Origin of the sequence: Sphingomonas adhaesiva, assembly GCF_036946125.1 — a bacterium.
GTDB lineage: Bacteria > Pseudomonadota > Alphaproteobacteria > Sphingomonadales > Sphingomonadaceae > Sphingomonas > Sphingomonas adhaesiva_A.
This window is the reverse complement of the sequence record NZ_JAQIJT010000002.1, coordinates 2308470-2335211: the sequence shown is the minus strand read 5'-3', so window position 1 is coordinate 2335211 and position 26742 is coordinate 2308470. Positions and strand designations below refer to the sequence as shown.

Annotated in this window: 22 protein-coding genes; 15 read left to right on the top strand and 7 right to left on the bottom strand. The window is 68.7% G+C overall.

Going from position 1 to position 26742, the window contains the following annotated elements:
• Nucleotides 1-36 precede the first annotated feature (36 nt).
• A complete protein-coding gene (locus PGN23_RS17240; protein WP_335304301.1) occupies nt 37-2808 on the bottom strand; it encodes a family 16 glycosylhydrolase in 2772 nt (923 codons plus the stop codon).
• 242 nt (nt 2809-3050) lie between these two features.
• Between PGN23_RS17240 and PGN23_RS17235 the strand changes: the two genes are divergently transcribed.
• On the top strand, nt 3051-4040 hold the full coding sequence (locus tag PGN23_RS17235) for a glycosyltransferase family 2 protein (RefSeq protein WP_335304300.1): 990 nt from the start codon (nt 3051-3053) through the stop codon (nt 4038-4040).
• Between the two features lie 4 nt (nt 4041-4044).
• On the opposite strand, the gene PGN23_RS17230 is transcribed toward PGN23_RS17235, so the two are convergent.
• Complete coding sequence (locus tag PGN23_RS17230) at nt 4045-5151, bottom strand: acyltransferase family protein (RefSeq protein WP_335304299.1); 1107 nt, start codon at nt 5149-5151, stop codon at nt 4045-4047.
• A gap of 34 nt (nt 5152-5185) precedes the next feature.
• Nucleotides 5186-5707, bottom strand: a complete 522-nt coding sequence (locus PGN23_RS17225; RefSeq protein WP_335304298.1) for an acyltransferase — start codon at nt 5705-5707, stop codon at nt 5186-5188.
• A 222-nt stretch (nt 5708-5929) separates the two neighbouring features.
• Here PGN23_RS17225 and PGN23_RS17220 point away from each other — a divergent pair, with 222 nt between their 5' ends.
• From PGN23_RS17220 to PGN23_RS17210, 3 genes are read left to right on the top strand one after another with little or no spacing between them, the layout of a single operon-like run.
• On the top strand, nt 5930-7225 hold the full coding sequence (locus PGN23_RS17220; RefSeq protein WP_335304297.1) for an O-antigen ligase family protein: 1296 nt from the start codon (nt 5930-5932) through the stop codon (nt 7223-7225).
• Nucleotides 7226-7239: 14 nt separating this feature from the next.
• Nucleotides 7240-8334 carry an acyltransferase family protein gene (locus PGN23_RS17215; protein WP_335304296.1) on the top strand — a complete coding sequence of 365 codons (1095 nt, stop codon included), beginning with the start codon at nt 7240-7242 and terminating at the stop codon, nt 8332-8334.
• Nucleotides 8335-8355: 21 nt separating this feature from the next.
• A complete protein-coding gene (locus PGN23_RS17210) occupies nt 8356-9267 on the top strand; it encodes a glycoside hydrolase family 16 protein (protein ID WP_335304295.1) in 912 nt (303 codons plus the stop codon).
• Here PGN23_RS17210 and PGN23_RS17205 read toward each other — a convergent pair.
• The gene (locus PGN23_RS17205) at nt 9224-10489 is read right to left on the bottom strand and encodes a glycosyltransferase (protein ID WP_335304293.1); all 1266 of its coding nucleotides are present in this window, start codon (nt 10487-10489) and stop codon (nt 9224-9226) included. The genes PGN23_RS17210 and PGN23_RS17205 overlap by 44 nt on opposite strands.
• Before the next feature lie 283 nt (nt 10490-10772).
• On the opposite strand from PGN23_RS17205, the gene PGN23_RS17200 reads away from it, so the two are divergent.
• Together PGN23_RS17200 and PGN23_RS17195 are read left to right on the top strand one after the other, a co-directional pair.
• The gene (locus tag PGN23_RS17200) at nt 10773-11249 is read left to right on the top strand and encodes a hypothetical protein (RefSeq protein ID WP_335304292.1); all 477 of its coding nucleotides are present in this window, start codon (nt 10773-10775) and stop codon (nt 11247-11249) included.
• Nucleotides 11250-11651: 402 nt separating this feature from the next.
• Nucleotides 11652-14246 carry a TonB-dependent receptor gene (locus PGN23_RS17195; RefSeq protein ID WP_335304291.1) on the top strand — a complete coding sequence of 865 codons (2595 nt, stop codon included), beginning with the start codon at nt 11652-11654 and terminating at the stop codon, nt 14244-14246.
• On the opposite strand, the gene PGN23_RS17190 is transcribed toward PGN23_RS17195, so the two are convergent.
• Both PGN23_RS17190 and PGN23_RS17185 read right to left on the bottom strand, forming a co-directional pair.
• Complete coding sequence (locus PGN23_RS17190) at nt 14236-15621, bottom strand: sensor histidine kinase (protein WP_335304290.1); 1386 nt, start codon at nt 15619-15621, stop codon at nt 14236-14238. The two genes, PGN23_RS17195 and PGN23_RS17190, sit on opposite strands and share 11 nt — an antisense overlap.
• Nucleotides 15622-15625: 4 nt before the next feature.
• Nucleotides 15626-16300, bottom strand: coding sequence for a response regulator transcription factor (locus tag PGN23_RS17185; RefSeq protein ID WP_335304289.1), 675 nt, complete (start codon nt 16298-16300; stop codon nt 15626-15628).
• Nucleotides 16301-16493: 193 nt separating this feature from the next.
• On the opposite strand from PGN23_RS17185, the gene PGN23_RS17180 reads away from it, so the two are divergent.
• Nucleotides 16494-17165, top strand: coding sequence for a haloacid dehalogenase type II (locus tag PGN23_RS17180; RefSeq protein ID WP_335304288.1), 672 nt, complete (start codon nt 16494-16496; stop codon nt 17163-17165).
• Nucleotides 17162-17902, top strand: coding sequence for a cupin domain-containing protein (locus tag PGN23_RS17175; RefSeq protein WP_335304287.1), 741 nt, complete (start codon nt 17162-17164; stop codon nt 17900-17902). The genes PGN23_RS17180 and PGN23_RS17175 overlap by 4 nt, the downstream gene beginning before the upstream one ends.
• A gap of 348 nt (nt 17903-18250) precedes the next feature.
• Here PGN23_RS17175 and uvrA read toward each other — a convergent pair whose 3' ends face one another.
• Nucleotides 18251-21166, bottom strand: a complete 2916-nt coding sequence (gene uvrA, locus PGN23_RS17170; RefSeq protein WP_335304286.1) for an excinuclease ABC subunit UvrA — start codon at nt 21164-21166, stop codon at nt 18251-18253.
• Nucleotides 21167-21275: 109 nt separating this feature from the next.
• Here uvrA and PGN23_RS17165 point away from each other — a divergent pair, with 109 nt between their 5' ends.
• The 7 genes from PGN23_RS17165 (at nt 21276) to PGN23_RS17135 (ending at nt 26730) form a co-directional block, all read left to right on the top strand.
• The gene (locus PGN23_RS17165) at nt 21276-22154 is read left to right on the top strand and encodes an energy transducer TonB (RefSeq protein ID WP_335304285.1); all 879 of its coding nucleotides are present in this window, start codon (nt 21276-21278) and stop codon (nt 22152-22154) included.
• A gap of 54 nt (nt 22155-22208) precedes the next feature.
• Entirely contained in the window at nt 22209-22523 is a 315-nt protein-coding gene (locus tag PGN23_RS17160; protein ID WP_335304284.1) for a hypothetical protein, read from the top strand.
• A 317-nt stretch (nt 22524-22840) separates the two neighbouring features.
• A complete protein-coding gene (locus PGN23_RS17155; RefSeq protein WP_335304283.1) occupies nt 22841-23734 on the top strand; it encodes a crotonase/enoyl-CoA hydratase family protein in 894 nt (297 codons plus the stop codon).
• A gap of 52 nt (nt 23735-23786) precedes the next feature.
• The gene (locus PGN23_RS17150; RefSeq protein WP_335304282.1) at nt 23787-24869 is read left to right on the top strand and encodes an NADH:flavin oxidoreductase; all 1083 of its coding nucleotides are present in this window, start codon (nt 23787-23789) and stop codon (nt 24867-24869) included.
• Between the two features lie 13 nt (nt 24870-24882).
• Nucleotides 24883-25461, top strand: coding sequence for a hypothetical protein (locus tag PGN23_RS17145; protein ID WP_335304281.1), 579 nt, complete (start codon nt 24883-24885; stop codon nt 25459-25461).
• A gap of 191 nt (nt 25462-25652) precedes the next feature.
• On the top strand, nt 25653-25961 hold the full coding sequence (locus PGN23_RS17140; RefSeq protein WP_335304280.1) for a hypothetical protein: 309 nt from the start codon (nt 25653-25655) through the stop codon (nt 25959-25961).
• Between the two features lie 73 nt (nt 25962-26034).
• On the top strand, nt 26035-26730 hold the full coding sequence (locus PGN23_RS17135) for a hypothetical protein (RefSeq protein ID WP_335304279.1): 696 nt from the start codon (nt 26035-26037) through the stop codon (nt 26728-26730).
• The last annotated feature ends 12 nt before the right edge of the window (nt 26731-26742 follow it).

Sequence of the window (26742 nt, the reverse complement as noted above, 5' to 3'; positions counted from 1 at the left end):
CCCTTTCGTCGCTGGCGGCGGGATCGCCGCGCGGGATCAGAACAGCAGGTGCGACATCAGGTGCGGATCGTTCGCCTGCACCCCGATCAGCGTGATCGTGTCCGCCCCGCCGAAGCCGATGACGGTGTTCGCGCCGACCTGGGTGATCTGCAGCTGCGCCTTCGAATAGCCGCTGAACTGCAGATAGTCGTTCGCCGCGGAGAAGTCGGTGATGGTGTCCTTCCCGAAGCCCTTGCCGAACAGATAGGTGTCGTTGCCGCCGCCGCCGGTCATCGAGTCGTTGCCCGCGCCGCCGGTGATGACGTTGTTGCCCGCATTGCCGACGATGCGGTTGTTCAGCGCGTTGCCGGTGCCGTTGATGTTGGCGGTCCCTTCCAGCACCAGGTTCTCGAAATTCTCGCCGAGCGTCCAGCCGAGCGTGGAGCGCACGGTATCGTTGCCCTCGCCCGCCTTCTCGACCAGCGTCGTGCCGACGTGGTTGACCCAGTACAGATCGTCGCCCTTGCCGCCGATCAGCGTGTCGAGCCCGGCGGTGCCGCCGTCGAGATTGTCGTTGCCGGTGCCGCCGGTGATGACGTTGTTGCCGGTGTTGCCGACGATGCGGTTGCCCTCGTTGTTGCCGGTGCCGTTGATGTTGGCCGACCCCTCCAGCACCAGCCGCTCGAAATTGGCGCCCAGCGTCCAGGAGATGGTGGAGCGCACGGTGTCGGTGCCTTCGCCGGCCTTCTCGACCAGCGTCATCCCGGCGTGGCTGACGACATAGGTGTCGTCGCCGGTGCCGCCGATCAGCGTGTCGTTGCCCGCGCTGCCGCCGTCGAGCGTGTCGTTGCCGGCCCCGCCCGTCAGGACGTTGTTGCCGGCATTGCCGGTGATGCGGTTGTCGAGCGCGTTGCCGGTGCCGTTGATGTGCGCGGTGCCGTCGAGCAGCAGCACCTCGACATTGTCCGTCAGCGTGTAGGAGATCGTGCTGCGGACGGTGTCGATCCCCTCATCGGCGTTCTCGATCACGATATGGCCGGCGTTGGAGACGATGTAGATGTCGTTGCCGTCGCCGCCGCGCAGCGTCGCGGCGACGGTGCCGCCGTTCAGCGTGTCGTGGCCGTCCATCCCGAAGAGCTCGGCCCCCGCCTTCGTGGCGACCAGCGTGTCCGTGCCCGCGGTACCGACCATCTTCACCGGCGCCGACGACACCGGGGTGACGGTCGTGGAGACCGGCGCGGTGACGACGGGGGTGGTCACGGCGGGGGTGGTGACGCTCGGCGTGGTCACCACGGGGGTGGTGACGACCGGCGTCGTCACGACGGGGGTGGTCACGACCGGCGTCGTCACGACCGGCGTGGTCACGACCGGCGTGGTGATCGTGCCGCCCTGGCCGGGGGTATAGACGGTGGTCTTGCCGTTGGTCGTCGACTGCACCGTGTTGGCGGTGCCATAGGCGCGGACGTAATCGACCTGCATCTGCCCGGTCGACCCGTCCGGCGCGCCCGCCCAGCGGCCACCGACCGCCAGGTTGACGAGCATGTACATCTCCTTGTCCTTCATCCCGTCCGGCGTGGCCAGCTTCGCGACCTCGATGCCGTCGACGTAATAGGTGATGAATTCCGGACCCCAGTCGGCGCCGTAGGTGTGCCACTGGGTCGAATCGATGTGCAGCTTCGCCTGGTCGCCCACGTGCTTGCCGTTCGCGTCCTCGCCGTGGACGGTCATGTACAGCGTCGAGGGATCCTTGCTCAGCCCCTCGAACACGTCGAGCTCGGGCGGCCAGGTGTTGTCGGTCGGCAGCAGCCAGAACGCCGGCCAGAAGCCCTGCCCCTCGGGCATCTTCGCCTTGATCTCGAAGTAGCCGTATTCCTGCGAGAAGGTGAACTTCGACGTCAGCAGCCCCGACGTATAGTCCATGTTGCCCAGATACTGCTTCGCCTCCGCCACGGTCGGCGCCGCGGTGATCGTCAGCACGCCGTCGCTGATCGAGAAGGGGTCGACGCCCAGCGCCGCCTTTGACGTGCCCTTGTAGGCGGCGTCCATGTAGATCTGGACCTCGTCGTTCAGCATGCGGCTGCCCAGCGTGCCCGCGCCGCCGTGGCCGTATTCGGTGCGCCACGTGCCGCCGTTCATGTACAGGCTGAGCGTGTTGAAATCGTCGTTGAAGGTCTGGAACAGCCCGGTGCGGTCCTGCTGCACCATGAAATTGTCCGCGGTCAGCGTGCCGACCTTGGTGTCGCGCAGCGTCAGCGTCTCGCCCGCGCCCAGCGCGATGACGGTGTCAGCGCCGACCTGCGACGCGGCGGCCTGCACCTGCTTGAAGCTGGTGAAGCCGTAGTTCTCGAGCCGGACGGTGTCGGTCTTGTCGAAGCCGTAGACGACGTCGCTGCCGTTGCCCTTGGTGATGATGAAGGTGTTGTCGGTCGCCAGGCTGACCAGGACGTCGTTGCCCTTGCCGCCGTTGATCTGCTGGCCGCTGAGCGTCGCGGTGATGATGTTGTCGAGGTCGTTGCCCTCGCCGTACCAGGCGTTGACGTGGGTCAGCGTCAGGTTCTCGATGTTGCCGGTCAGGCGGAACTTCGCCTCGCTGTTGACCGTGTCGATGCCCTCGCCCGCCTTCTCGATGACGATGTCGGTCGAGTTGGAGACGAAATAGGTGTCGTCGCCCTTGCCGCCGGCATAGGTGTCCGGGCCCTTGCCGCCGCGGAAGGCGTCGTTGCCGTCCGTGCCGACCAGGCTGTCGCTCTTCGCGGTGCCCACGATACCCTTGACGGTCTTGCCCGACTGCGCGAGCGTCAGGCCACGGCTGTTGATGTAGTTTGGCACGATCGAAATCCCCGCTGGATGTTGATGACGGGGATAGCCGCGGGCTTTTGAAGAAAGCCTTCCGAGGCTGGTAAACGTGCCGTAAAGGCTAGTTTTCGCTGGGAAATTCGGCGTCGGGCCGCGGTGGCGGCCGGGCGCGTGCGAAGAGCGCGGCGGGGGGTGCCGTCCTTTTGTCAGCGCGCGATGTTAACGGATGCGCTAACGCTTCCTCAACCTGGGGGCCGATGAGGAATTTACGATCCATGACGATGGTGTCCTTCGTTGTCGCGAACTACAATTACGCCCAGTACCTGCCCGCCTGCCTCGACAGCGCGCTGGCGCAGGACTGGCCCGGGATCGAGGTGATCGTCGTCGACGACGGATCGCGCGACGATTCGCGGCGCGTGATCGAGGGGTACGGCGACCGCATCACCGCGATCTTCCAGCAGAACGGCGGGCAGCGCGTCGCCAACAACACCGGATTCGCCGCCAGCAAGGGCGACATCATCGTCTTCCTGGATGCCGACGACACGGTGGAGCCGGACTTCGCCTCGTCGGTGGTGAAGGTGTGGGGGCCGAACGTCAGCAAGGTGCAGGTGCAGCTGATCCACATGGACAGCGCGGGCAAGCGCTACGGCGCGCCGTTCCCGGCGTGGAACCCGGTGCCGACCCCGGCCGACATCCGCCGCTGGACGCTGACGTCGAGCGAATATCCCACCCCGCCGGGCACCGGGAACGCCTATGCCCGCACCTTCCTGGAGAAGATCTTCCCCATCGGGCCCGAGCGCGACAGCTTCACCGATTCGACCACGCTGCCGCTCGCCCCGCTGATGGGCGACGTGGTGTCGATCGCACGGCCGCTGGTCTATTACCGGCGCCACGGCAGCAACGACAGCAACCTGACCGCCAACCCCGCGCTGTTCGCGCGCGAGGTGGCGCGCGCGATGGAGCGGCAGGAGACGACGACGCTGTTCGCGGATCGGGCGGGGGTGACCGCCCCCCCGGCGGACGTGCTGCGGCGCAGCTGGTACGTGTTGCAGCTGCGTGTCGCCTCGCTGCGGATGGCGCCGGAGGGGCACCCGCTGCCGCGCGACGGGCGCGTGCCGGCGATGATCGACGCGGTGCGCAACATCGTGCTGCCCGGGTCCGAGCCGCTCAAGCGCCGGCTGAAGCTGTCCGCCTGGTCGCTGGCGACGCTGGCGGCGCCGGCGCCGCTGGCGAAGCGATTGGTGCGCAAGCGCTTCGGCGCGTAGCCGGTCAGGCGGTGCGGCGCTGCTTCAGCCAGGCGTTGATGCGCGCGCGCACCGGCTCGTCGAACCAGGCCGCGCCGATCGCGGCCAGGACGAACGCGAGCACGATCGTCAGCGGCAGCACCGCCGATACCGGCAGATACCCTGCCTGCGTCGCCGATCCGAGCAGCATCAGCACCGGCACGTGGACGCAATAGATCGGGTAGGAGATCCACCCCAGCCACTTCACCAGCGCCATCCGCCGGCCCGCCGGCGGCTCCACCGCGGCGCCGGCGAACACCAGCACCGGCGCGAGCACCAGCACCACCGCCAGGTGATAGGCGCCGCGCAGCCGGTCCGGCCCGAACCCGAGCACGACGGCGATCGCGGCCATGATCGCGATCTCCGCCAGCGGGACGCGCGCCAGCGCCGCCTCCACCCGGTCGAACGTGCGCGAGGACACCGCGCGGTGGAGCACCATCCCGGCCACGAACCCGTACATCACGCGCGGGAAGCCGCCGATGAAATTGCCCGTCGACCAGCCCATGAAGATCGACAGCCCCGGTACCCCGCTGCGATGCTCGACATAGCGCGCGAACGCGACCAGCAGGACCAGGCTGGCGAGCGAGATCGCCGCCAGCACGCGCGTGGAGCATCGCAGCAGCGTCAGGAAGAACAGGTTGGCGACCAGCTCGAAATGGAGCGACCATTGCGGCGGGTTGGCGGGGAACACGCCGCCGACCACCGGCGCGCCCCCCATCGGCGTCACCGCGAAGGCGTTGAAGAAGGGCAGGTACACCAGGTTGAGCGCAACCGAGACCGCACCCCACGCGGGCGACAGCGTCGTCGTCCCCGCGGCGATGGCGACGAACAGCGCGACCGCGCCCAGCATCAGCCCGAACAGGAACATCGGGTACAGCCGCACCAGCCGCTTCAGCATGAACGGACCGAACGTCAGCCCCGCCCGCCCGGTATAGGCATGCGCCAGCACGAAGCCGCTGAGGATGAAGAAGAAGTCCACCGCCAGCCCGCCGTTCCGGAACAGCGACAGATGCGCCGTCTCGCTGGCGTGCATCACCATGACGACGATCGCGGCGACCCCGCGCAGCCCGTCCAGCGTCTCGAATCGTCTCATCGTCGCCCTTTTGTCTGGTCTGCGGCCCGGTCCGTCATGGCCAGGCCCGAGCGGCGGTTCCGCCGGTCGCGGGCAGGCGGCGCTTCAGCGTCGCGGGCACGCCGGCATAGAGGCCGTCCGGTTCGAGGTCGCCGCGCACCACTGCGCCCGCGGCCACGACCGCGCCGTCGCCGATCGTGACGCCGGGCAGGATCGTCGCGCCCGCGCCGATCCAGGCACCGTCGCCGATGCGCACGCCGTCGTAGCGCGGCGCGCCCGCGCGCGGCAGCGTGTCCTGCACGTCGTGCGTCGTGGTCAACACGACGACGCGCGGGCCCAGCAGCGTGTCGCGCCCGATCGCGATCCCGCCGGAACAGTCGAGGAACCCCTCGCGGTTGACGAACGACCCCGCGCCGATCGCGAAGTCGCCGGGGACGAAATCGATGCCGTGCTCCAGGTGCGAGCGCGGATCGATCGCGCAGCCTGCGCGGCGCAGCAGCAGCCGGCGCCAGCGCGGCGGGACCAGCGAGGTCTTCTGCACCACCAGAGGCCACAGGCGACGGGGACGGGCGGTCATGACGATCTCCGGCGGGTGAGGCGGGGCGGGGCGGCAGGCCGCGCGATACAGCGCCATCCGCCGCTTCGCCAGCCTTCACGTGGCGGCGGTGGCCCCTTGAGATGCGCCCCTTCATGAAGCATTGAGCAAATCAAGTCACAGGATGCCTTTTACCCCGGTTCCTGTCGGAGATGACGCGATATGCCCCGCCCGAGACACGATCCGCGTATGGGACGCAGAGGCATGTCGGTCGCAGAGGGCGGCGTGTCGTATCAGGACATCGCGAAATTTATCCTCCCGGGATTTGCGATGTTGGTGCTGCAATTCACGGTCCAGCTGGGGCCGCTTGCCCCGTTGCTGTTCGTCATGACCAGCTTCGCGGCGGCCTATGTCTACCGGGAGGAGATATCGAAGTACTTCGTGTTCCTGTTGCCGATCATGGCGGCGGGGCTGTTTCCCGTCGTCTCGACCTTGTGGTCGCAGGCGCCATCGACGACGCTGAAGCTGTCGGCCGAGGTCGTTCTGACGATGCTGGTCGGGATCGGCATCGGTGTTTCGGATCGGCGATCCGAAACGATCGTCAGCCTGGCCGCCGCCTTCGCGATATTCCTGTTCGTGTCCTTCATCTTCGGCGGCTCCGTCGCATGGGGCGCGACGGCGGGGTCCACCGCGTTCGCCGGACTGAACGGCGGGAAGAGCGCGATGGCCGATTCGGCCTCGCTCGCGCTGATCGGCGGGTTGGCGGCGGTGTTCGTCATCCCGAAACGCGGAAACGGCGTGTTTCTGGCCGGCGCCTTCCTGCTGACGATCGTGGTCGCGACCTACATCCTCGTCCAGGCGCGTTCCTCCGGCGCGATCGTGTCGGCGACGTCGTGCGTCGCGCTGTTCCTCACGCTGATGATCTACCGGCTGTCGTCCAACCTCAGCCGCGTGATCGCCGTCCTGTCGGTGCTGATCGCCGTCTCGATCCTGATATTCCTGTTCGTCACGTTCAAGGATGAGATCGCCACCACCGTGCTGGCGGCGCTGGGCAAGGATCCGACGCTGACCGGGCGGGTCTATCTATGGGCTCGCGCCGAGCCGATCATGGCGCAAAATCCCCTGCTAGGCGTCGGGTACGGGTCCTTCTGGCGCGTCGGCAATGCCGATGCGGAGGGACTGTGGCGCTACGCCGGCATCACGTCGCAAAAGGGGTTCAATTTCCATAATGCGATGGTGGAGATGCGGATCAACATCGGGTGGATCGGCTACGGCCTCATCGCGGCCGTCACCGTCATGTTCACCCTGTCGCTGCTCGGCTACATGGTGCTGGTCCCCGAGATCGAGGCGATGTTCTGGCTCGTGATCGGCATCCTGTATCTGTCCCGCGTGCAGATCGAGGCGGTCGGGCTGGCGCCGTTCAACCATGTGACGGTGCTGCTGACGGCGATGCTGAGTTTCTCCGCGGCGGCCGTGGCGCGGGCGCGGCACGCCGCCGCCGACACCGTGCCTGCGCGGCGCACCCGCCGGACATCCGCCCGCCGCGCAGCCGTCTATTGAGGAAGGAGGCGGTGGTGTCTCATCCAGCTCCGCGCAAATACTATCCGCTGCTGGACGCGATCCGCATGATCGCGTCGGTGATGATCGTGATGTATCATCTCCCGGCGTTCTTTTCCGGCTACTTCCCCCGATCGTATCTGGCCGTCGACATCTTCTTCGTGCTGTCCGGTTTCGTCATCGCCAATGCGTATGAGGGCAAGTTGCTCTCGCATATGAGCTTTTCGCGTTTCGCGATCATCAGGGGCGTTCGGCTTCTGCCGCTATATTACGTGGGGCTGGGGCTGGCGATCCTCGCCTATTTCGTCGATCCTACCTTCTATGCCAGCATCGTTCCCGTGGGGGCGGCGATCGTCCTCGCGATCCTCCTCCTGCCGGTCATCAGCGCCGATCCCGCGGCCGGCTATGCCTATCCGTTGAACGGCCCGACCTGGTCGCTGTCGCTGGAGCTGGTCATCAACTTCGCCTATGCGCTCTTTCTCAAGCGGCTGAGCAACATCGTGATCGCGGGCGTGGCGATCGTCAGCGCGGTCATCCTGATCGGGCTGTCGGTCAAGGGCGGTCGCCATGCGGTCGACTTCGGCTGGTCGGCGAAGAATTTTCCGGGCGGCGCCTTCAGGGTGGGATATTCCTTTTCGATCGGCGTGCTGCTGTACCGCTATCGCACGTTGCTGACCCCGTTTCCCGACCGGCGGATCGTCAACGTGATCTTCTCCGCCCTGGCCTGTTGCGCGGTGACCGCGATCCTGGCGGCACCGCGGGCCTTTTGGGGTGACGAGCTGTTCGACCTGCTGGTGATCTTCGTGGCGTTCCCGCTCATCGTCGTCGTCGCGATGAACGTGGAACTGCCGGACCGTATCAAGTCGGTTCTCTCGTTCTTCGGCGTCTCGTCGTACAGCATCTACGTTCTGCACGTGCCGGTATCCGGCATCGTGATTTCCCTCCTCGGCCTCGATCTGGTACGCGGCGCTGCCCCCGTGTCGGGGGCGATGATGCTGGGGCTGCTTCTGCTCATGTCGTGGTTGCTGGACCGGCATCTGGAGCGGCCGTTCAAGCGGTTCATGAACGCGGCCGTCCTGCACAGGACCGATCCGGTGCAGAAGATGACGTAACCACCGGACGGGAGTGTCGGCATGTTCTCCTCGCTGCTCGCCGATCGCATCGTGGCGACGCTGTCGCTCGCCCTGCCGCTGGCTATCGGCACGGCGTCGCCGGCCGATCCGCCCCCGGGGCGCGACGCCCCGGCGGCGCTGCCGGAACGGATCGACGTCGCGCCGCTGGGCCAGCCGACCTTCGCGGAGGATTTCCGCACCCTCGACTGGGGCGTCGATCAGGTGAAGCCCGCGCGGCCGCATCGCTGGCGTACGGTGCACGGTTATGGCGGCCCCGCGTCGGTGGGCAATCGCTCGCTCAGCCGGACGACGCTGGCGGTCGATCCCGATTTCGCAGGGCAGGGCGGGACCCGGCCGCTCGGGCTGCAACCCTTCGCCACCACACGCGACGGACTGACGATCACCGCGCGCCGCGCCGATCCGGCGCAGAAGGCGGCGCTGTTCGGGCGCACCTGGACCAGCGGCCTGCTGACCACGAAGTTCAGCTTCGCGCAGCTGCGCGGCTATTTCGAGGCGGAGATGGACCTGCCGGTGTGCCAGAAGGGGGCGTGGCCCGCCTTCTGGCTGCTGCCGCGCAACCTGGGCTGGCCGCGGCACGGCGAGATCGACGTGCCGGAGACGGTCGGCACCGGCAAGCTCTTCTGGACCGCGCATACCCTCCGCAACGGCAAGCACGACGGGGCGCAGGTGGTCACGCCGGGCGCGTGCGAGCGCGGCTGGCATCGCTACGGCGTGCTGTGGCGGGCGGATCGCATCGGCTTCTATTACGATCGCCGCCTGGTGGGACAGGTCGCGACGCCGGACGATTATACCGAGCCGATGTTCCTGCTGCTCAACCTGACCGTGGGCGGGGCCTGGCCCGGCGAGCCGCCCGCGACCACCGACAGCATCACGATGCGGGTGCGCTCGGTGCGGGCGTGGAAGGCGGGCTGACGCTGGCGGTCAGCCATTGCTGGACGTCGCGGTAGCAGGCCGCGGGCGAGAAATGCGCCACCGCCACCGCCAGCGCCGCCGCCGCCTGGCGCGCCCGCCGCTCGTCGTCCCGCAGCGCCAGCACATGCGCGGCAAACGCCGCGGCATCGTCGGTGCAGTCGACCGCGCCGGCGCATTCGCGCTCCACGCCCTGTAGCGTCACCGGGGTGGCGACGATCGCCTTGCCTGCCGCGAGCGCCTCGATCAGCTTGATCTTCAATCCCGATCCGAAGGTGAGCGGCGAGATCACCACGCCCGCGGCCGCGTACAGCGGCACCAGCGAATCGACGAGGCCCAGCAGCGTCACGCCCTCCGGCGCGCCGTCCGGAAAGGCGCGCGCGACGCTGCCCGCCACCTCCAGCCGCGTCGTCGGGGCGGCGGCACGGATCGACGGCCACACCGCGTCGAAGAACCAGCGCAGCCCGTCGACGTTGGGCGCGGTATCGCTGCCCACGAACAGCAGGCGGTCCACGGTGCCGGGCTGCGGCCGGGCCACCGGCGTCGCCGCCATCGGGGCCAGGATCGCGCGCGTGCCGGGCACCTCGTCCGCGACGAACCGCGCCTCGGTCGCCTGGATCGCGATCACCGCATCGGCACGCGCCAGCATCGCTACCTCGTGTGCGCGCTCCACCTGCGCCACCGAATCGGTCGCGGCGGAGCCGCGCGCGTGGAACAGGTCGTGCATCACGATCGCGGTCGGGGTTCCCGCAGGCAGGTCGGCGAACGCCTCTGCGTTGAACATATAGTCCGCGATGGCGACGTCGCAGCGTCCGCGGGCGTGCTGCGCCACGAAGCGGTGGTCGGCGGCGGTCCATGGAATCGCGACCGCATAGGGCGCCTTGCGGTCGCGTGCCCATGCCGCCTGCACGCCGGCCCGCCGCGCCAGCGCCGCGACGCCCGCGCGCGCGACCGACGAATAGAGGCGCGGCGACAGCGAGATCAGGCGGTTCCCGACCCGCAGCAGCCCGCGCGCGACATGCGTTTCGAACACCGCCATTTCGGGGCGCAGCGTCAGCATCGGCCAGCGCCCCATCAGCGTGGGCGCGGGTTGCAGCAGATGCGGGACCATCCCCGCCGCCCGCACCGCCCGCGCCAGGTCGATCAGATAGGTCGAGCTGCCGTTGGTGGTGCCGACCAGCCGCTGGCGACTGATGAACAGCACATGCTTGCCCCGGGCCGTCATGGGATCTCCTGCCTGTCGCGTCCGCGGTGCGCGCCGACGGGGCGCACGCCGCGCGCCTTAGGATGGCGCACGCACCGCAACAAGCGCGCAGCGCCTGCGGTGAGACTTGCACTCGCCCGGTTCCCGCAAAAGCGGGTCCTTTTTCGGCCGGGTGACGAAGCTCACGCACCGCCTGTTTCAATTTGAGACTTTTGCGCGCGCAAGACGGTAAAAACTTCGTGAACGATCGGCGTGGTCGAGCGTCTGGCAGTCAGTGCAACCCACCAAGGAAAGGGGACAGATCATGCCCGACAGCTATGGCATCACCTACGGCGACACCGACATCAGCCCGACGCGCCCCGACACGGTTTCGGGCACCAAGGGCGCCGATCGTCTGCAGACCGGCGGTTCGGACGGCTCGGCCTACACCGGCTTCCAGCGGATGTTCGGCGGCGAGGGCAACGACACCTTCATCCTGCGCGCGAAGGATTTCGACGGCTCCACGACGGTGAGCAAGTACGTGTCGGACTTCGACGGCGCAGCGGGCACCGGCCCGGCCAACTGGAGCGCCACCACCAACGACTTCGTCGCCTTCTCGGGCTTCGGTTCGGGCGCATCGCTGCTCGTCGTGGGCGAGCGTGACGGCACGGTGGCCACGTCGACCACCGACAAGATCTTCACCTATCACATCGTCGACAGCAGCGGGAACGTGCTGGGTGCGTTCGACATCCAGTCGCTGAACGGCAAGGCGCTGGGCGCGGGCGACTTCGCCTTCTATTGATCGCCTGACCGATCGCGAAACGGGGTGTTCCGGTCATGCCGGGGCACCCCGTTTTCGTGTCCCCGTGATGGAGGGCGCGGCAGGCGCCGCACGACCCGGCGCCCTCCGTCCGTCGGAGTACCACCCATCATGCCGGATGGCGATCGCGGCCAATGCGGCGGCGGCCAAGGCGACTATCATCCGGTCATGAACGGCAGCGCCGGCCTCGACACCGGCGACAGGTTTGGCGTCGCGACGACAGTATGGCACATGATCGCGCCAAATGACCGGCGCGGTCGCGCAAGATGAAGCCAAGATGAAATCACGATGCCGCGGTGCGTCACCGAAGTGTCACCGCGCCGCCGCCGAATCGCTTTAACGGCCCCTTCGCAGCCAGATCGGCGACTAAGGGGACCTTACGACATGACCTTCCGTTCGAGCGTGCGTGCGCGCCTTCTCGCGGGCTTTGCCGCTACTCTCGCACCCACCGCCGCCTTTGCCGCGCCGGCCGGCGCCGCGCCGGCAGCGGCCGCGGAACCCGCCGCCGCACCCGCCGCCGCCCCCGCGGCCGAGGGCGAACAGATGGCCGACATCGTCGTCACCGCAACCCGCCGCGAGACGAACCTGCAGCAGACGCCGGTCGCGATCACCGTGCTGGGCGCGCCCGCGCTGGTCGACCGCCATGTCCAGAGCCTCTACGACCTCGCCGATGGCGGCGCGCCCTCGCTGCGCGTGGCCACGTTCGAGGCGCGCCAGAGTGCGCTGACGATCGGCATCCGCGGCATCGTGCCGCTCGACGCGAATCAGCCCGCGCGCGAACAGGGCGTGGGCATCTACGTCGACGGCGTGTATCTGGGTCGCCAGCACGGGCTGAACGCCGCCTTGTTCGACGTCGAGCGGATCGAGGTTCTGAAGGGGCCGCAGGGCACGCTGTTCGGCCGCAATACCGAGGGCGGGGCGCTCAACATCGTCACCAAAGGACCATCGGGCGAATTCGGGGGCCGCGCGCGCGCCGGCATCGGCAATTACGGCGCCTACAACGGCGAGCTGCACCTCGACCTGCCGAGCTACCGGAATTTCAGCGTGAAGCTGGACGGCGTGGTCCAGTATCAGGGGCCGACGACGAAGAACCCGCTCGCCGGGCAGACCGGCTGGAATTACTTCGATCGTCGCGGCGGTCGGGTCGCGGTACGCTGGGCGCCGGTCGACGGGCTGACCGACGACTTTTCCTACGACGTCGCCAGCGATCGCAACTCGCCGTTCTACAGCCAGCTGCTCAACTACAATCCCAACGGCTGCGTCGCCGGCGCGCAATCCGCCGCGCCGCGATGCTTCCTGCCGGGGACGGCCTATACGACGCTGACCGGCACGGTGAAGCCGCTGATGCCCGGCGTCGTCGTCAACGGCAGCAGCCGGATGACGGTCGCCGACATCGGCGTGCCGCAGCAGCCCAGCATCGACGAGACGCACGGCTTCACCAACGTGCTGAAGTACAAGCTGTCGCCCGAGGTCGAGCTGCGCTCGATCACCGCATGGCGCGGCGTGGATGCGACGCAGTGGGACAATTCGGGCGGCGCGCACCGCGTGCCGGTGTTCAACCCCGGCAACGTCGTCATCAACGGCACGCTCTTCAACGGCCAGCTGTTCAGCCGCTATTCGCTGGCCGATCTGCGCCAGCGCCAGTTCAGCCAGGAATTGCAGGCGGTCGGCACCGCCGGCCGGTTCGACTATGTCGCGGGACTGTTCTATTTCAACGAGCACGTCAGCGACGACGCGGCGACGCCGAATTCCAACTTCTACAACAGCGCCAACGGGCAGATCACCGTGCTCGACCCGTGCACGTCGATCACGACCGGGTTCACCGTGGTCAATGGCCAGCCGGTGGGGGGCACGACGTCGCTGGCCGGCTCGCAGCCGGGCTGCCGCTCGATCGACCGCGCCTCGGCGGTGGTGTCGAAGAGCTACGCCGCTTATGGACAGGTGACGTGGAACGCGACCGACGCGCTGCACCTGACCGCGGGCGGCCGCTACACGCATGACGTGAAGCGGGGGCAATTGCTCTTCTCGCGCAACGTCAATTACGTGACCAACCCCGCCGTAGCGGCAGCCAACGGCTATCGCCCGCTCGACGCGAGCTGGGACCGCTTCAACCCGATGGTCACCCTAGCCTATGACTTTGACAGCGACATCCACGGCTATGTCAAATATGCGACCGGCTACCGGGCCGGCGGCGCCAGCTCGCGCACGTCCAACTACCAGGCCTTCAATCCCGAGGACGTGAAGTCCTACGAAGTCGGGCTGAAGACGCAGTTCTGGGACCGCCGCGTGCGGCTGAACCTCGCGGGCTACATCATGGACCGCAAGGACAGCCAGGTCGACATCAGCTCGATCCAGACGACCGCGACCGGCAATTTCAACAATCTGGTCACGATCAATGCCCCCGGCACCACCAAGATCCGCGGCGTCGAGGCGGAGCTGACCGTGCAGCCGGTCGATAACCTGACGCTGAACGCCTCCTACGCCTATACCTATACCCGCATCCCGCCGGTGCTCATCACCAACAGCGTCACCAGCGGCGGCGTGACCACCAGCACGCAGGTGCTCCAGGACTTCTACATCGTCTTCACGCCGCGCAACGCGGCGTCGGGTTCGGTCGACTATGCGCTGCCGGTGGGCGGGGGCGACACCCGCCTGCGCTTCCACCTCGACGCCAATTACGCGCAGGCGACGCAGGCATTCGACCAGTTCGCGACCAAGGCGGACGCATCGTTCCTGGTCAACGGCCGGGTCGCGCTGGCCGATATCGCGCTGGGCGAGGGGAAGCCGAAGATGACGGTCGCGCTGTGGGGCCGCAACCTGTTCGACCAGCAATATATCTTCCGCCGCGATCCGTCGAACAGCCTGCCGGGCGCCCCGACCACCAATGTCACCTCGGGCAGCATCAACAACGTGCTGGGCGACTACGGCAACTTCAACGCGCCGCGCACCTATGGCGTGGAGGCGCTCGTCAACTTCTGAGGTCGTTTGCTTTCGTCATCCCCGCCTCCGCGGGGATGACGGCGTTGGGTGAGACGCGCTCTCTCCCCGGCAGCACCAGCGCGGCCGACAGCCCCGGCCGCGCGTCCGCCAGTTCCAGCGTCCCGCCGTGCAAGCCGGCGATCGCCTCGACGATCGGCAGCCCCAGGCCGTGCCCGGGGCGGTGGCGGCTCGGGTCCAGCCGCCCGAACCGCCGCCGCGCGGTGGGGAGGTCGCCGGGCGCGATGCCGGGGCCGTCGTCGAGCACGACCACCCGCACGGCGGCGGCATCGGCCTCCACCGACAGCGTCACCCGCGTTCCCGCCGGGGTATGGTGGAGCGCATTCTCGGTCAGGTTGAGCAACGCCTGGCTCAGCAGCTGGCGGTCGCCCGCGATGGCGACCTCGTCCAGTCGCGCGATCGTCAGACGATGCCCGTCGTCCGCCGCGACATCGGTCAATGTCTCCGCCACCTCGCGAACCAACGCCGCCAGGTCGACCGTCTCGAACGCGCCGCGCCGGTCGCCGGTGTCGATCTCCGCGATGCGCAGGATCGCGGTGAAGATCGCCAGCAATTCGTCGCACTGCTCCAGCGCGGCGTCCATCTCGTCGCCGGGCGAGCGAGCGGCGGCCAGCGCGACGCGGCTGCGCAGCCGCGCCAGCGGCGTGCGCAGGTCGTGCGCGACATCGTTGCCGACGTGGCGCAACCCGTCGACCAGCGCGGCGATGCGGTCCAGCATGCGGTTGAACGTCCGCGCCTGCTCGGCGAAGACGCCGCCCTGCGTCGCCACGGGCACGCGACGCGACAGATCGCCGTCGATGATCGCGAGCGCGGTGGCGCGCACTTCCTCGATCCGCCGCCGCACCGTCACGCCGAACGCGATCGTCCCAGCCAGCCCGACCGCCGCGATCAGCCCGAAGCCGAGCAGGTAGGTGCGCCAGCGCACCGCGGCGAGCCCGTCGATCGGCTCGGTCTCCGCGACCGTGATGAGCGTCAGCCCGCCGCCGGCCTCCCGCGCCTGCGCGCGTCCCTCGGTCAGCCCCTCGATCCGGTCGTTGTGCGAGATGGTGGAGAAGCCGGCGGGGATCGCGCGCGACAGCGCGACATTGCCGCCGATCCGCCGCCCGGCCCGGTCGCGCAGCTCGAACCCGATGTCGCCGCTGTCGCGCCGGCGCAGGATTTCGCGGATCTGCGCCAATATCCCGGCGGCATCGCCGGGGCGCACGTTCTCCAGCACCGCATCGCTCACCGCCTCGATCCGGCGATCGACCAGCCGGACGATCGCGCCGCGCGATGCCGTGAACATGGCATAGCCGGTCAGCAGCGTGGCCAGCACGAACGCCGCCACGAACAGCGCGGTCAGCGTGCGCAGCCGCACCGTGTCACGCCTCCAGCATGTAGCCGACGCCGCGCTTCGTCACGATCGGATCGGCTTCGTCCCCCACCGACAGCTTGCGGCGCAGCGCGCGGATCTGGACGTCGACGATGTTGGTCGTCGGCTCGAAATCATAGCCCCACACCCGCTCGATCAGCATCGCCCGCGTGACGAAGCTGCCGGCATGGCGCGCCAGCTCCGCCAGCAGCCTGAACTCCAGATTGGCGAGGTCGAGCGCCCGCTCCCCCCGCCACGCGCGGTGCTGCCCCGGGCTGACCAGCAGGTCGCCCGCGCGCAGCGTGTCGCCGTCGCCCTCGGTCCAGCCGCGCGCCCGCAGCAGCGCGCGCAGCCGGGCGTCGATCTCGATCGCGGCGGCGGGCTTCACGACATAATCGTCCGCACCCGCATCCAGCCCGCCGACCTTCTCGGTCGCCAGCCCCAGCGCGGTCAGCATCAGCACGGGCAGGCGGTGTCCGCGCTCGCGCATCCGGCGCACCACGGTCGGCCCGTCGAGCAGCGGGAGCATCCAGTCGAGCACGACCGCGTCGAACACGCGCGCATCCACCGCGGTCAGCGCCTCCGGCCCGGTGGTCGCCACGGTCACGTCGTGCGACAGCGCGGTTAGCTCCGCCTTCAGCGCGGCGGCATAGTCCCGGTCGTCCTCCACGATCAGCAGGTCCATCGGCCGGTCCTTCCTTGTCGAAACATTGCCATAATGCGCCACGCGCGCGCTGGCGAGAGGCGGGGGCCGCAGCCTCTGCCGGGCAGGTCGACGCAATCGGCACGATATATTCTGCGGCCGCGTGCTTTCGCCCGCATCGCGCCGGCGGAGCGGCTACGTTTCGCTGCATCAACTTCATCGGGGGAGCCATGCGATGGCGGGTCTGAGGCCGAAATACATCTCGTTCGATTGCTACGGCACGCTCATCTACTTCGAAATGGCCCCCGCCGCGGAGCGCGTCTATGGCGGCGAGCGTGTCGCGCCCGACCAGATGGCGGCGTTCAAGGAGAGCTTCTCCGCCTTCCGCCTCGACGAGGTGCTGGGCGCGTGGAAGCCGTATCGCGACGTGGTCGAGAGCGCGCTGCGCCGCACCTGCGCGCGCCACGGCGTCGAATATCGCGACAGCGACGTGGAGCGCATCTATGCCGAGATCCCGACGTGGAACCCGCACCCCGACGTGGTCGAGCCGCTGACGCGCGTCGGAGAGGAATACAGGCTGGTGATCCTGTCGAATTCGATGGTCGACCTGATCCCGCACAGCGTGGCAAAGCTGGGGGCGACATTCCACGCCGTCTTCACCGCGGAGGAAGCGCAGGCGTACAAGCCGCGGATGCAGGCGTTCGAATATATGATCGATCAGCTGGACGCGGTGCCGGAGGACTTCCTGCACGTCTCCTCCAGCTTCCGCTACGATCACATGACCGCGCACGACGTCGGCATCAGGAACAAGGCGTTCGTCAACCGCGGGCACGAGCCGTCGACGCCATATTACCAGGTCAACGAAATCTCCAGCATCGCGGGTCTGCCGGGGCTGGTGGGGCTGTGAGCGGCGTGACGGAAAAGGTGCGCGATGCCGCGGCGATGCCGGCGTTCGTCCACGACCTGCGCGCCTTCGCGGCCGATCCGGCCGCCGGCGAGGCGACGCGCGAGACCGGCGACGCCTGGTTCGCCGCGCGCCGGGTGCTGCCGTATGACGGCCCGGTCGCGGTGTCGGTCATGACGCTGGAGGGCAGCGGCGAGGTGACGCTCGGCTTCGACGAATTCGTCTTCGTGATCGCGGGCACGCTGACGATCGCGGCGGATACCACGCGGGAGATCGCGGCGGACACCGGCGCGATGCTGCCGCAGGGGCTGGCGTTCGGCTGGACCGCCGCGGCGGGCACGCAGGCTGCGGTGGTGCGCTACCTCGGCGCGGGCGGCGGTGCCGATCATGTCGTCCCGATCGACCTCGCCGCGACGCTGAACCCGTCCAACCCGCCCGCGGCGGACGTGCTGACCTCCGACGTGCCGTCGTGCCGCAGCCACACCGATTATGTCACGCCCAACGGCGAGTTCATGTGCGGCGTGTGGGATTCGACCCCCTATGCGCGTCGTGCGATCGACTATCGCCATGCCGAGCTGATGCATTTGCTGGCGGGATCGGTGACGTTCGAGGACGACCACGGCAACGCGGCCACCTTCCGCCGAGGCGACCTGTTCGTCATGCTGCCGGGCGCGCGCTGCTCGTGGCTGTCGACCGAGGATTGCGCGAAGCTGTGGGTGATCTACCGCGCGGCGGCGTGATCGTCGGGGCGTCGTTGCCCTGAGCAGGGGTCCTTTCTGCTCCCGGCGAACGCGGGACCTTTGCAAAACAGGTGCAACGGCACCGACCCCACGCCATGCTCCTGCCTGCGCAGGAGCCCAGGGCCCAGCAGAACAACGCCTTATGGGACCTGTAACTCCGGGCTCCTGCCTGCGCAGGAGCACGGCGTGTATGCGGCGCGGTCCCACCCATTTTTGGACGGGTTCCGCCTTTGCCCGCGAACAGATGCGGGAGCCGGGCAGATGGCTGGCATTCGCTTCGGGTGACGGGGCGCTCCAGACATCTACTCCTCGCCCCGCGCGCGCCGCGCGCCCCGCGCGCCCCGCGCGCTACGCCGCCTTCCCCTTCGCGCCGCGCTCCAGCAGCGGCGCCAGATAGCGCCCGGTGAAGCTCCGCGGTGCCGCCGCGACCGTTTCCGGCGTACCCTCCGCGACGATCTCGCCGCCCTTCACGCCGCCCTCGGGGCCCAGGTCGATGATCCAGTCGGCGGTCTTGATGACGTCCAGGTTGTGCTCGATCACCACCACCGTATTGCCCTGCTCGACCAGCGCGTGGAGCACCTCCAGCAGCTTGCGCACGTCCTCGAAATGCAGCCCCGTCGTCGGCTCGTCCAGGATATAGAGCGTATTCCCCGTCGCGCGCCGCGACAGTTCCTTGGCCAGCTTGACGCGCTGCGCCTCGCCGCCCGACAGCGTCGTCGCCTGCTGCCCGACCTTGACGTAGCCCAGCCCCACCTCGACCAGCATCGCCATCTTGTCGCGGATCGGCGGCACGTTGGCGAAGAAGGCGGCGGCATCCTCCACCGTCATGTCGAGGACATCGGCGATCGAATGGCCCTTGAACTTCACCTCCAGCGTCTCGCGGTTGTAGCGCGCGCCGTGGCACACGTCGCAGGTGACGTAGACGTCGGGCAGGAAGTGCATCTCGATCTTCAGCACGCCGTCGCCCTGGCACGCCTCGCACCGTCCGCCCTTCACGTTGAAGCTGAACCGCCCCGGCTTGTACCCGCGCGCCTGGCTTTCCGGCAGCCCGGCGAACCAGTCGCGGATCTGCGTGAACGCGCCGGTATAGGTGGCCGGGTTCGATCGCGGGGTGCGCCCGATCGGCGACTGGTCGATGTCGATCACCTTGTCGAGATGCTGGAGCCCGCTGATCCTGTCGTGCCTGCCCGCCAGGATGCGCGCACCGTTCAGCTGCCGTGCGGCGGCGGCATAGAGCGTGTCGATCGTGAAGCTCGACTTGCCCGACCCCGACACGCCCGTGATGCAGGTGAAGGTGCCGAGCGGGATCGACGCGGTCACGCCCGTCAGGTTGTTGGCGGTCGCATTGTGGACGGTCAGCTTCTTGCCCGACCCCTTGCGCCGCTTCGCGGGCAGCGGCACCAGCCTCGTACCGTTGAGGTAATCGGCCGTGACCGAGGTCTTGCTCTTCAATAGCTGCTTGACGGTGCCCTGCGCCACCACCTTGCCGCCGTGGACGCCTGCGCCCGGCCCCATGTCGATGACATAGTCCGCCATGCGGATCGCATCCTCGTCATGCTCCACCACGATGACGGTATTGCCCAGGTCGCGCAGCCGCCGGAGCGTCGCCAGCAGCATGTCGTTGTCGCGCTGGTGCAGGCCGATCGACGGCTCGTCGAGGACGTAGAGCACCCCCGACAGCCCGCTGCCGATCTGGCTGGCGAGGCGGATGCGCTGGCTCTCGCCCCCCGACAGCGTGCCGCTGGTGCGGTCGAGGTTGAGGTAGTCGAGCCCGACGTTGTTGAGGAACCCCAGCCGTTCGACGATCTCCTTCAGGATGCGCTCCGCGATCGCGCGCTGCTGGTCACCGAGATGGTCGGGCAGCGCGGTGAAGAAGGCGAGCGCGTCCACCACGCTCATCCGCGTCGCGTGGCTGATGTCCTCGCCCGCGATCTTCACCGCCAGCGCCTCGGGTTTCAGGCGCGCGCCGTGGCAGACCTCGCACGCCTGGCTGGACTGATACTTGGACAGCTCCTCCTTCATCCACGCGCTCTCGGTCTGGAGCAGGCGGCGGTTGAGGTTGCCGATCACGCCCTCGAACGGCTTCTTCACGTCATACGACTTCTTGCCGTCGACGAAGGTCAGGGTGACGGGCTTGCCCCCGGTGCCGTGCAGGATCACCAGCTTCACCTCGCCCGGCAGCTCGCCCCAGGCCGTGTCGAGCGAGAAGCCGAACTCGCGCGCCAGGCTCGCCATCACCTGCATGTAATAGGGCGAGGGCGGGTTGCTCTTCGCCCAGGGCACCACCGCGCCCTTCTTGATCGACAGATCGTGGTTGGGGACGACCAGATCCTCGTCGAAGATCATCTTCTCGCCCAGCCCGTCGCACGCCGGGCAGGCGCCCTGCGGCGCGTTGAACGAGAACAGCCGCGGCTCGATCTCCGCGATCGTGAAGCCGCTGACCGGACAGGCGAACTTTTCGGAAAAGACGATCCGCCCCGGCGGCGCATGGTCGCCCAGCACGACGCTCTCGGGCGTGCGCGGTTCGTATTCGTCCCTGGCGGGATCGGCGGGGTCGACATAGGCCAGGCCATCGGCCAGCTTCAGCGCCTGCTCGAAGCTGTCGGCCAGCCGCGTCGCGATGTCGCCGCCGACGACGAGGCGGTCGACCACGACCTCGATGTCGTGCTTGTATTTCTTGTCGAGCGCGGGCGCCTCGTCGATCTCATGGAGCTGGCCGTCGATGCGGACGCGGGTGAAGCCCGCCTTCTGCCACTCCGCCATCTCCTTGCGATACTCGCCCTTGCGCCCGCGCACGACGGGGGCGAGCAGGTAGAGGCGCGTGCCCTCGGGCAGCGCCATCACGCGGTCGACCATCTGGCTGATCTGCTGCGCCGCGATCGGCAGCCCGGTGGCGGGCGAATAGGGTACGCCGACGCGCGCCCACAGCAGGCGCATGTAATCGTAGATCTCGGTGACGGTCGCCACGGTCGAGCGCGGGTTGCGGCTGGTTGTCTTCTGCTCGATCGAGATCGCCGGGCTCAGCCCCTCGATATGGTCGACGTCGGGCTTCTGCATCAGCTCCAGGAACTGGCGCGCATAGGCCGACAGCGACTCGACGTAGCGGCGCTGCCCCTCGGCATAGATGGTGTCGAAGGCGAGGCTGGACTTCCCCGAGCCCGACAGGCCGGTGATGACGGTCAGCGTATCGCGCGGGATGTCGACGCTGACGTCCTTGAGGTTATGCTCGCGCGCGCCGCGGACCGAGATCGTGGTGAGAGCCATGCGGGGGTATGTTCCATATCTGTTCGCCCGCGTCCAGCGCGCGCTTGTGCGCCGGGATGTGGGGCGGGTAGGGACGCGGGGCAAGGCGCGCAGGGCGGGGGACGACGCGATGTTGATGATGGGGGTGCTGCTGGCGGCGAGCACACAGGTGGCCGCACTGGAGCCCGCGGGCAGCTGGTTGGTGGATTACCGCGACCAGGGTTGTACGCTGGCGCGGTCGTTTGGAAGCGGTGCCGACACGGTCGCGGTCGCATGGCGCGTGCTGCCCATCGGTGACAAGGCGCAATTCATCGTCAGTCGACATGCGCGCGACGATGGTCTGCAACGCAGTGTGGCGACGCTTGCCCTCGCGGGTGGCGGGACGCAGGAGTCGCCGTTCCAAGCCTTCTCCTACGGCGATCGTACGACGCGCCGCCAGCAGTTTCAGGTCACGACGACGATGTTCCGGGATGCGCCGTCCGATACGGTGCTGACCATCACGCCCGCGCTGGGTCCGGCAGTGAGCCTGAAAACGACCGCACTGGCGAAAGCGTGGAAGGCCGTGGACGCTTGTCGTGCCAGCGTGCTGGGTTCTTGGGGAAAGGATCCGGTTCGGCTCGCGAATGTCGTGACCCCGCCGCGCTTCGTCGATCCGCACGGCTGGATCAGGTGGACGGATTATCCCGTCGCCGCAATGGCGAAGGGACAGATGGGCACTACTGCGATTGCGTGGACCGTCGGTGTCGACGGTAGCGTCGAGGATTGCCACGTCACCATATCCAGCGGATCGCCCGATCTCGATGACGCGGTGTGCAGGGCGCTGATCGGTCGCGCCCGCTTCATTCCGGGGCGTGACGCGGCCGGGAAGCCGGTACCGGCGATGCTGACACGCCAGATCGTCTGGTTGATGCCGGGACAAGGCTGGAAGGACGACAATGCCTATGTCCGCTATCAGGAGAAGCTGCGACGCGACGATCTCGCTTCGGACGGCGGCGCGCCGAAGCCCTGAGTTGCACTCCGCCTGCGGTGTCTTATATCCCTGCCACACCGCTGCGAGGACGACATGGGCAAGAAGGCGAAGAAGGGCAGGCTGCCGAAGGAAGTGCTGGGGGTGAAGCTGCCCAGGGAGCTTCGCAAGGCGGGCGACCGGGTGATCGAGCAGGCGTCCTCGCCGCAGGGGCGGCAGGCGATTGCGGGCGCGCTGACGATCGCCGCGGCGGCGGCGACCGCCGCGATCGCGCGCGGACGCGAGCAGGATGCGGATCGATCCGACGCGGCGCAGGGCACGACGCGCGCGCCCGATCCGCAGGCGGTGGCGGACGTCGTCGGCAAGGCGGCGGAGGCGGTGCTGGGCAAGCTGTTCGGCGGGCGCGCCTGACGCACGTCACCCCGGGCTTGGCCCTGGGGTCCCGCTTCTTCTGCGAGGCCGGTAGGGGGCTCGCGGATTCCATAGAGAACTTCGAACGTCCCTTGTTCCCCGGCGAAGGCCGGGGTCCAGATGGGGAACGTTGGCAACAAACCGCGCAGCCATGCCAACTGGGCCCCGGCCTTCGCCGGGGAACGCCGAGACTGTCGAACGAACGCTGACGTCCGCAGCGGTGTCGATCACGTTCGGGTCGACCGACATACAAGCCATTGACCTCACGCTCCATAAGTTCTGTTATGCCGGCAACGAACAGAGCGAGGAGAGATGCGGTGGCCTATGAGCAGATCATCTACGAGGTGGCGGACGGCGTCGCCACGATCACGCTGAACCGCCCGGAGAAGCTGAACGCCTTCACCGGCACGATGATGCACGAGATGATCGCCGCGTTCGACGCGGTCGATGCCGACGACGACGTGCGCTGCGTGATCGTCACCGGCGCGGGGCGCGCCTTCTGCGCCGGGGCGGACCTGTCGGCGGGGGCCAAGACCTTCGACTACGACAACCGCACCGACCGGCCCGAGAAGGGCGGCGGCACGAAGACGCTGAGCTATGAGATGGAGGAGGCGCGCGATGGCGGCGGCCGGCTGACGCTGCGCATCTTCGAATGCCTCAAGCCCGTGATCGCCGCGATCAACGGTCCTGCGGTGGGCGTCGGTTCCACCATGACGCTGCCGATGGACATCCGCCTCGCCGGCGACAGCGCGCGCATGGGGTTCGTCTTCGCGCGCCGCGGGATCGTGCCGGAGGCGGCGTCGAGCTACTTCCTGCCGCGCGTCGTCGGCATCAGCCAGGCGCTGGAATGGTGCTATTCGGGGCGCGTGTTCGACGCCGCCGAGGCGCAGGCGGGCGGGCTGGTCAAGGAGGTGGTGCCCGGCGACCGGCTGCTGGCGCGTGCGCATGCGATCGCGCGCGAGATCGCGGACAATACCGCGCCCGTCTCGGTCGCGCTGACGCGTCAGATGCTGTGGCGGGGGCTGGGCTATGCGCATCCGATGGACGCGCACAAGGTGGACAGCCGCGCCATCCTGTCGCGCGGCCGCTCGGGCGATGCGAAGGAGGGCGTGACCTCGTTCCTGGAGAAGCGTACCCCGGTGTATCCGGACCGCGTCAGCAGCCACATGCCCGATTTCGTGCCGTGGTGGGAGGAGCAGGTCTATTCCTGAGACGCGGCGACATGCCGCGCCCCCGGCGGGCGCGGCGGCGGGAGACGTTGAGATGAGCGACCTGTTCGAACCCCTGTCGCTGGCGCGCGGGCCGGCGTGGCGCAACCGCTTCATGCTCGCCCCGCTGACCAATCAGCAGAGCCATGCCGATGGCCGCCTGTCCGACGACGAGCAGCGCTGGCTGACGAAGCGCGCCGCGGGCGGCTTCGGGCTGACCATGACGGCGGCGGCGCACGTCCAGCCGGGCGGGCAGGGGTTTCCCGGGCAGCTCGGCATCTTCGACGATGCGCAAGCGCCGGGGCTGACGCGGCTGGCGGCGGCGATCCGGGCGGAGGGATCGGTATCGTCGGTGCAGCTGCACCATGCCGGCAACCGCTCGCCCGCGGAGCTGGTCGGCACCCCGGTCTGCCCCTCCGACGACCCCGACACCGGCGCGCGCGGCTTGTCGCTGACGGAGGTCGAGCGGCTGCGCGACGACTTCATCGCGGCGGCGCGGCGGGCGGAGGCGGCCGGGTTCGACGGGGTCGAGGTACACGGCGCGCACGGCTATATCCTGGCGCAGTTCCTCTCCGCCGACATCAACCGGCGCACCGATCGCTACGGCGGCACGCTGGAGAATCGCGCGCGGCTGATCGTCGAGATCGTCGACGGTATCCGCGCCGCGTGCCGCCACGATTTCCAGATCGGATTGCGGCTGTCGCCCGAGCGGTTCGGGCTGAAGCTGATGGAGATTCGCGAGGTCGCCGCGGCGTTCCTGCGCGCGGGCGCGATCGACTATCTCGACATGTCGCTGTGGGACGTGGCGAAGGAGCCGGTGGAGTCGGAGCATCAGGGGCGCCCGCTGCTCGATTATTTCACCGACCTGCCGCGCGGCGGCGTCAGGCTGGGCGCGGCGGGCAAGATCATGAGCGGGGCGGACGCGCGCGCGGTGATCGCGGCGGGGTGCGACTTCGCGGTGATCGGGCGCGCGGCGATCCTGCGCCACGACTTTCCCGCGCGCGTCCGCGCCGATCCGGACTTCACCTCGCCCGCGCTGCCGGTGACCGCGCGGCATCTGGCGGACGAGGGGCTGGGCGCCGCGTTCATCGGATACATGAGCGGCTGGCCGGGTTTCGTCGCGAGCGATGCAGCCTGAACGGGACAGGACGATGATGACGATGTGGAGCCGCACCCTCGTGGTCGCCGCCGCCCTGACGGCGGCCGCCACCGCGACCGCGCAGGACCCGGTGCGGGACGTGGGCGGCGGCTGGACGCTGTCGCCCAGCAGCGATGGCAAGGGGTGCTTCGTCACCCGCGCCTTCCCGCCCCCGCGCGAGACGGTGCTGCAATTCGGGCTGGATACCGACGGCAGCAACCGGCTGACGCTGCTGAACGCCAATTGGTCGATCCGCGCGCGCGAGCGGATGAAGCTCGACTTCCGCCTGTCGAATGCCGCCTTTCCGCGGCACGATGCGATCGGGATCGTGGCGGAGGGGCGGCGCGGTTTCGTCACCACCTTCGGCACGACCTTCCCGCGCAATCTGGCGACCTCGGCATTCCTGCACGTGCGCCGCGGCACCGTGCGGGTGGAGGAGCTGTCGCTCGCCGGCAGCGGCACCGCGATCGCGGCGCTGCGGACCTGCGTCGAGCGTCGCCGGGCGGCGCCGCCCGCGGTTTCCAGACCGGGCCGCGCGGCGGGCGGCATCCCGCTCGATCCGTTCGCCGGCAAAGCCGAATCGAGGAAGTAACGACCCCTCGTCCAAGTTCATAGTGCGTTCATCCGGCAAGAAAAAACGGGTATTTCCCGCTCGATCGAAGTCGCGCCCGACGACGATCGGCTCCATCTGTCGCGTCGTCGTCTCGCATCGTCGCCGCGTCTCTTGCCGCCATGACGTCACGCTGGCTCCCTCCCGCGACCATCAACTGTTGGAAGATTGCGATGCCCCCCATCCTGACGAAGCTGTCCCCTGCGGTCCTCGCGCTGCTGGTCGCCCCCGGCCTCGCCGGCTGCGCCACGAAGTCCTACGTGCGCGAGCAGGTTGCGCCGGTCAGCGCCCGCGTCGGTGCGCTGGAGACGCAGCTGCAGGCCACCGACGGGACGGCCAAGCAGGCACTGGCGGAGGCACAGGCTGCGTCCGGTCAGGTGCAGCAGCACGGCCAGCGCCTCGATCAGCTGAACGGCCGCGTCGACGGCGTCGAGCAGCGGCTTCAGGAACAGGAGCGTCGCGGCAAGCGCCCGCGCCACTGATCCCACGCCCGAGACAGGCGATCGTGGCGGCGGCTCCCATGGCGGGGCCGCCGCCGTCGCTGCTGGAGACGCGATGAAGACGATGATCCCGCTGCTGGCCGGGCTGGCGCTGATGGGCGCCGGTGCCGATGCCGCGCCGAAGAAACGCACGCCGCCGCGCCCCGCCGCCGCCGCGACGTCGGTCGCGAGGCCCCCGATCTTCCCCTCCGCCGATACGCGTTTCGTCGCCGATTGGGTCGCGACCTCGGGCGACAATCGCAAGCTGCCCTTCGCCGTCATCGACAAGAAGGCCGCCTCGCTCACGCTCTTCGACGCGCGCGGCATGCCGCTGGCGCAGGTGCCCGTCCTGATCGGCATCGCGCTCGGCGACGATGCCTCCCCGGGTGTCGGGGCGAAGAAGCTGGAGGAGATCGGCCCGGCGGAGAAGACGACGCCTGCGGGTCGCTATCTGGCGAAGTTCGGCTATGCCGCGGGGCGCACCAGCGTGTTGTGGGTCGATTACGCCAACAGCGTCGCGATCCACGCGATCCCGGCCGACGCGGCCAGGGGCGAGCGGCGCGCCGCGCGGATGGCGTCGCCCGATCCGGCGCAGCACCGCATCACCTTCGGCTGCATCAACGTGCCGCGCGCCTTCTACGCAAAAACGCTCGGCCCGAAGTTCCGCAAGAAGGGCGGCTATGTCTATGTCCTGCCCGACGTGAAGCCGATGGAGGAGGTGTTCCCGCGGCTGCGCGTCCATGCGCTGACCGCACCGCCGATCGCCTCCTGACACGCCATCCCC

What these genes read in the sequence shown, in the direction of transcription:
- PGN23_RS17140 (WP_335304280.1), top strand. Translation starts at nt 25,653, where the DNA reads ATGCCCCCCATCCTGACGAAGCTGTCCCCTGCGGTCCTCGCGCTGCTG.
- PGN23_RS17235 (WP_335304300.1), top strand. Translation starts at nt 3,051, where the DNA reads ATGACGATGGTGTCCTTCGTTGTCGCGAACTACAATTACGCCCAGTAC.
- PGN23_RS17180 (WP_335304288.1), top strand. Translation starts at nt 16,494, where the DNA reads ATGGCGGGTCTGAGGCCGAAATACATCTCGTTCGATTGCTACGGCACG.
- PGN23_RS17135 (WP_335304279.1), top strand. Translation starts at nt 26,035, where the DNA reads ATGAAGACGATGATCCCGCTGCTGGCCGGGCTGGCGCTGATGGGCGCC.
- PGN23_RS17150 (WP_335304282.1), top strand. Translation starts at nt 23,787, where the DNA reads ATGAGCGACCTGTTCGAACCCCTGTCGCTGGCGCGCGGGCCGGCGTGG.
- PGN23_RS17210 (WP_335304295.1), top strand. Translation starts at nt 8,356, where the DNA reads ATGTTCTCCTCGCTGCTCGCCGATCGCATCGTGGCGACGCTGTCGCTC.
- PGN23_RS17200 (WP_335304292.1), top strand. Translation starts at nt 10,773, where the DNA reads ATGCCCGACAGCTATGGCATCACCTACGGCGACACCGACATCAGCCCG.
- PGN23_RS17185 (WP_335304289.1), bottom strand. Translation starts at nt 16,300, where the DNA reads ATGGACCTGCTGATCGTGGAGGACGACCGGGACTATGCCGCCGCGCTG.
- PGN23_RS17145 (WP_335304281.1), top strand. Translation starts at nt 24,883, where the DNA reads ATGATGACGATGTGGAGCCGCACCCTCGTGGTCGCCGCCGCCCTGACG.
- PGN23_RS17205 (WP_335304293.1), bottom strand. Translation starts at nt 10,489, where the DNA reads ATGACGGCCCGGGGCAAGCATGTGCTGTTCATCAGTCGCCAGCGGCTG.
- PGN23_RS17225 (WP_335304298.1), bottom strand. Translation starts at nt 5,707, where the DNA reads ATGACCGCCCGTCCCCGTCGCCTGTGGCCTCTGGTGGTGCAGAAGACC.
- PGN23_RS17195 (WP_335304291.1), top strand. Translation starts at nt 11,652, where the DNA reads ATGACCTTCCGTTCGAGCGTGCGTGCGCGCCTTCTCGCGGGCTTTGCC.
- uvrA (WP_335304286.1), bottom strand. Translation starts at nt 21,166, where the DNA reads ATGGCTCTCACCACGATCTCGGTCCGCGGCGCGCGCGAGCATAACCTC.
- PGN23_RS17220 (WP_335304297.1), top strand. Translation starts at nt 5,930, where the DNA reads ATGTCGGTCGCAGAGGGCGGCGTGTCGTATCAGGACATCGCGAAATTT.
- PGN23_RS17230 (WP_335304299.1), bottom strand. Translation starts at nt 5,151, where the DNA reads ATGAGACGATTCGAGACGCTGGACGGGCTGCGCGGGGTCGCCGCGATC.
- PGN23_RS17165 (WP_335304285.1), top strand. Translation starts at nt 21,276, where the DNA reads ATGTTGATGATGGGGGTGCTGCTGGCGGCGAGCACACAGGTGGCCGCA.
- PGN23_RS17160 (WP_335304284.1), top strand. Translation starts at nt 22,209, where the DNA reads ATGGGCAAGAAGGCGAAGAAGGGCAGGCTGCCGAAGGAAGTGCTGGGG.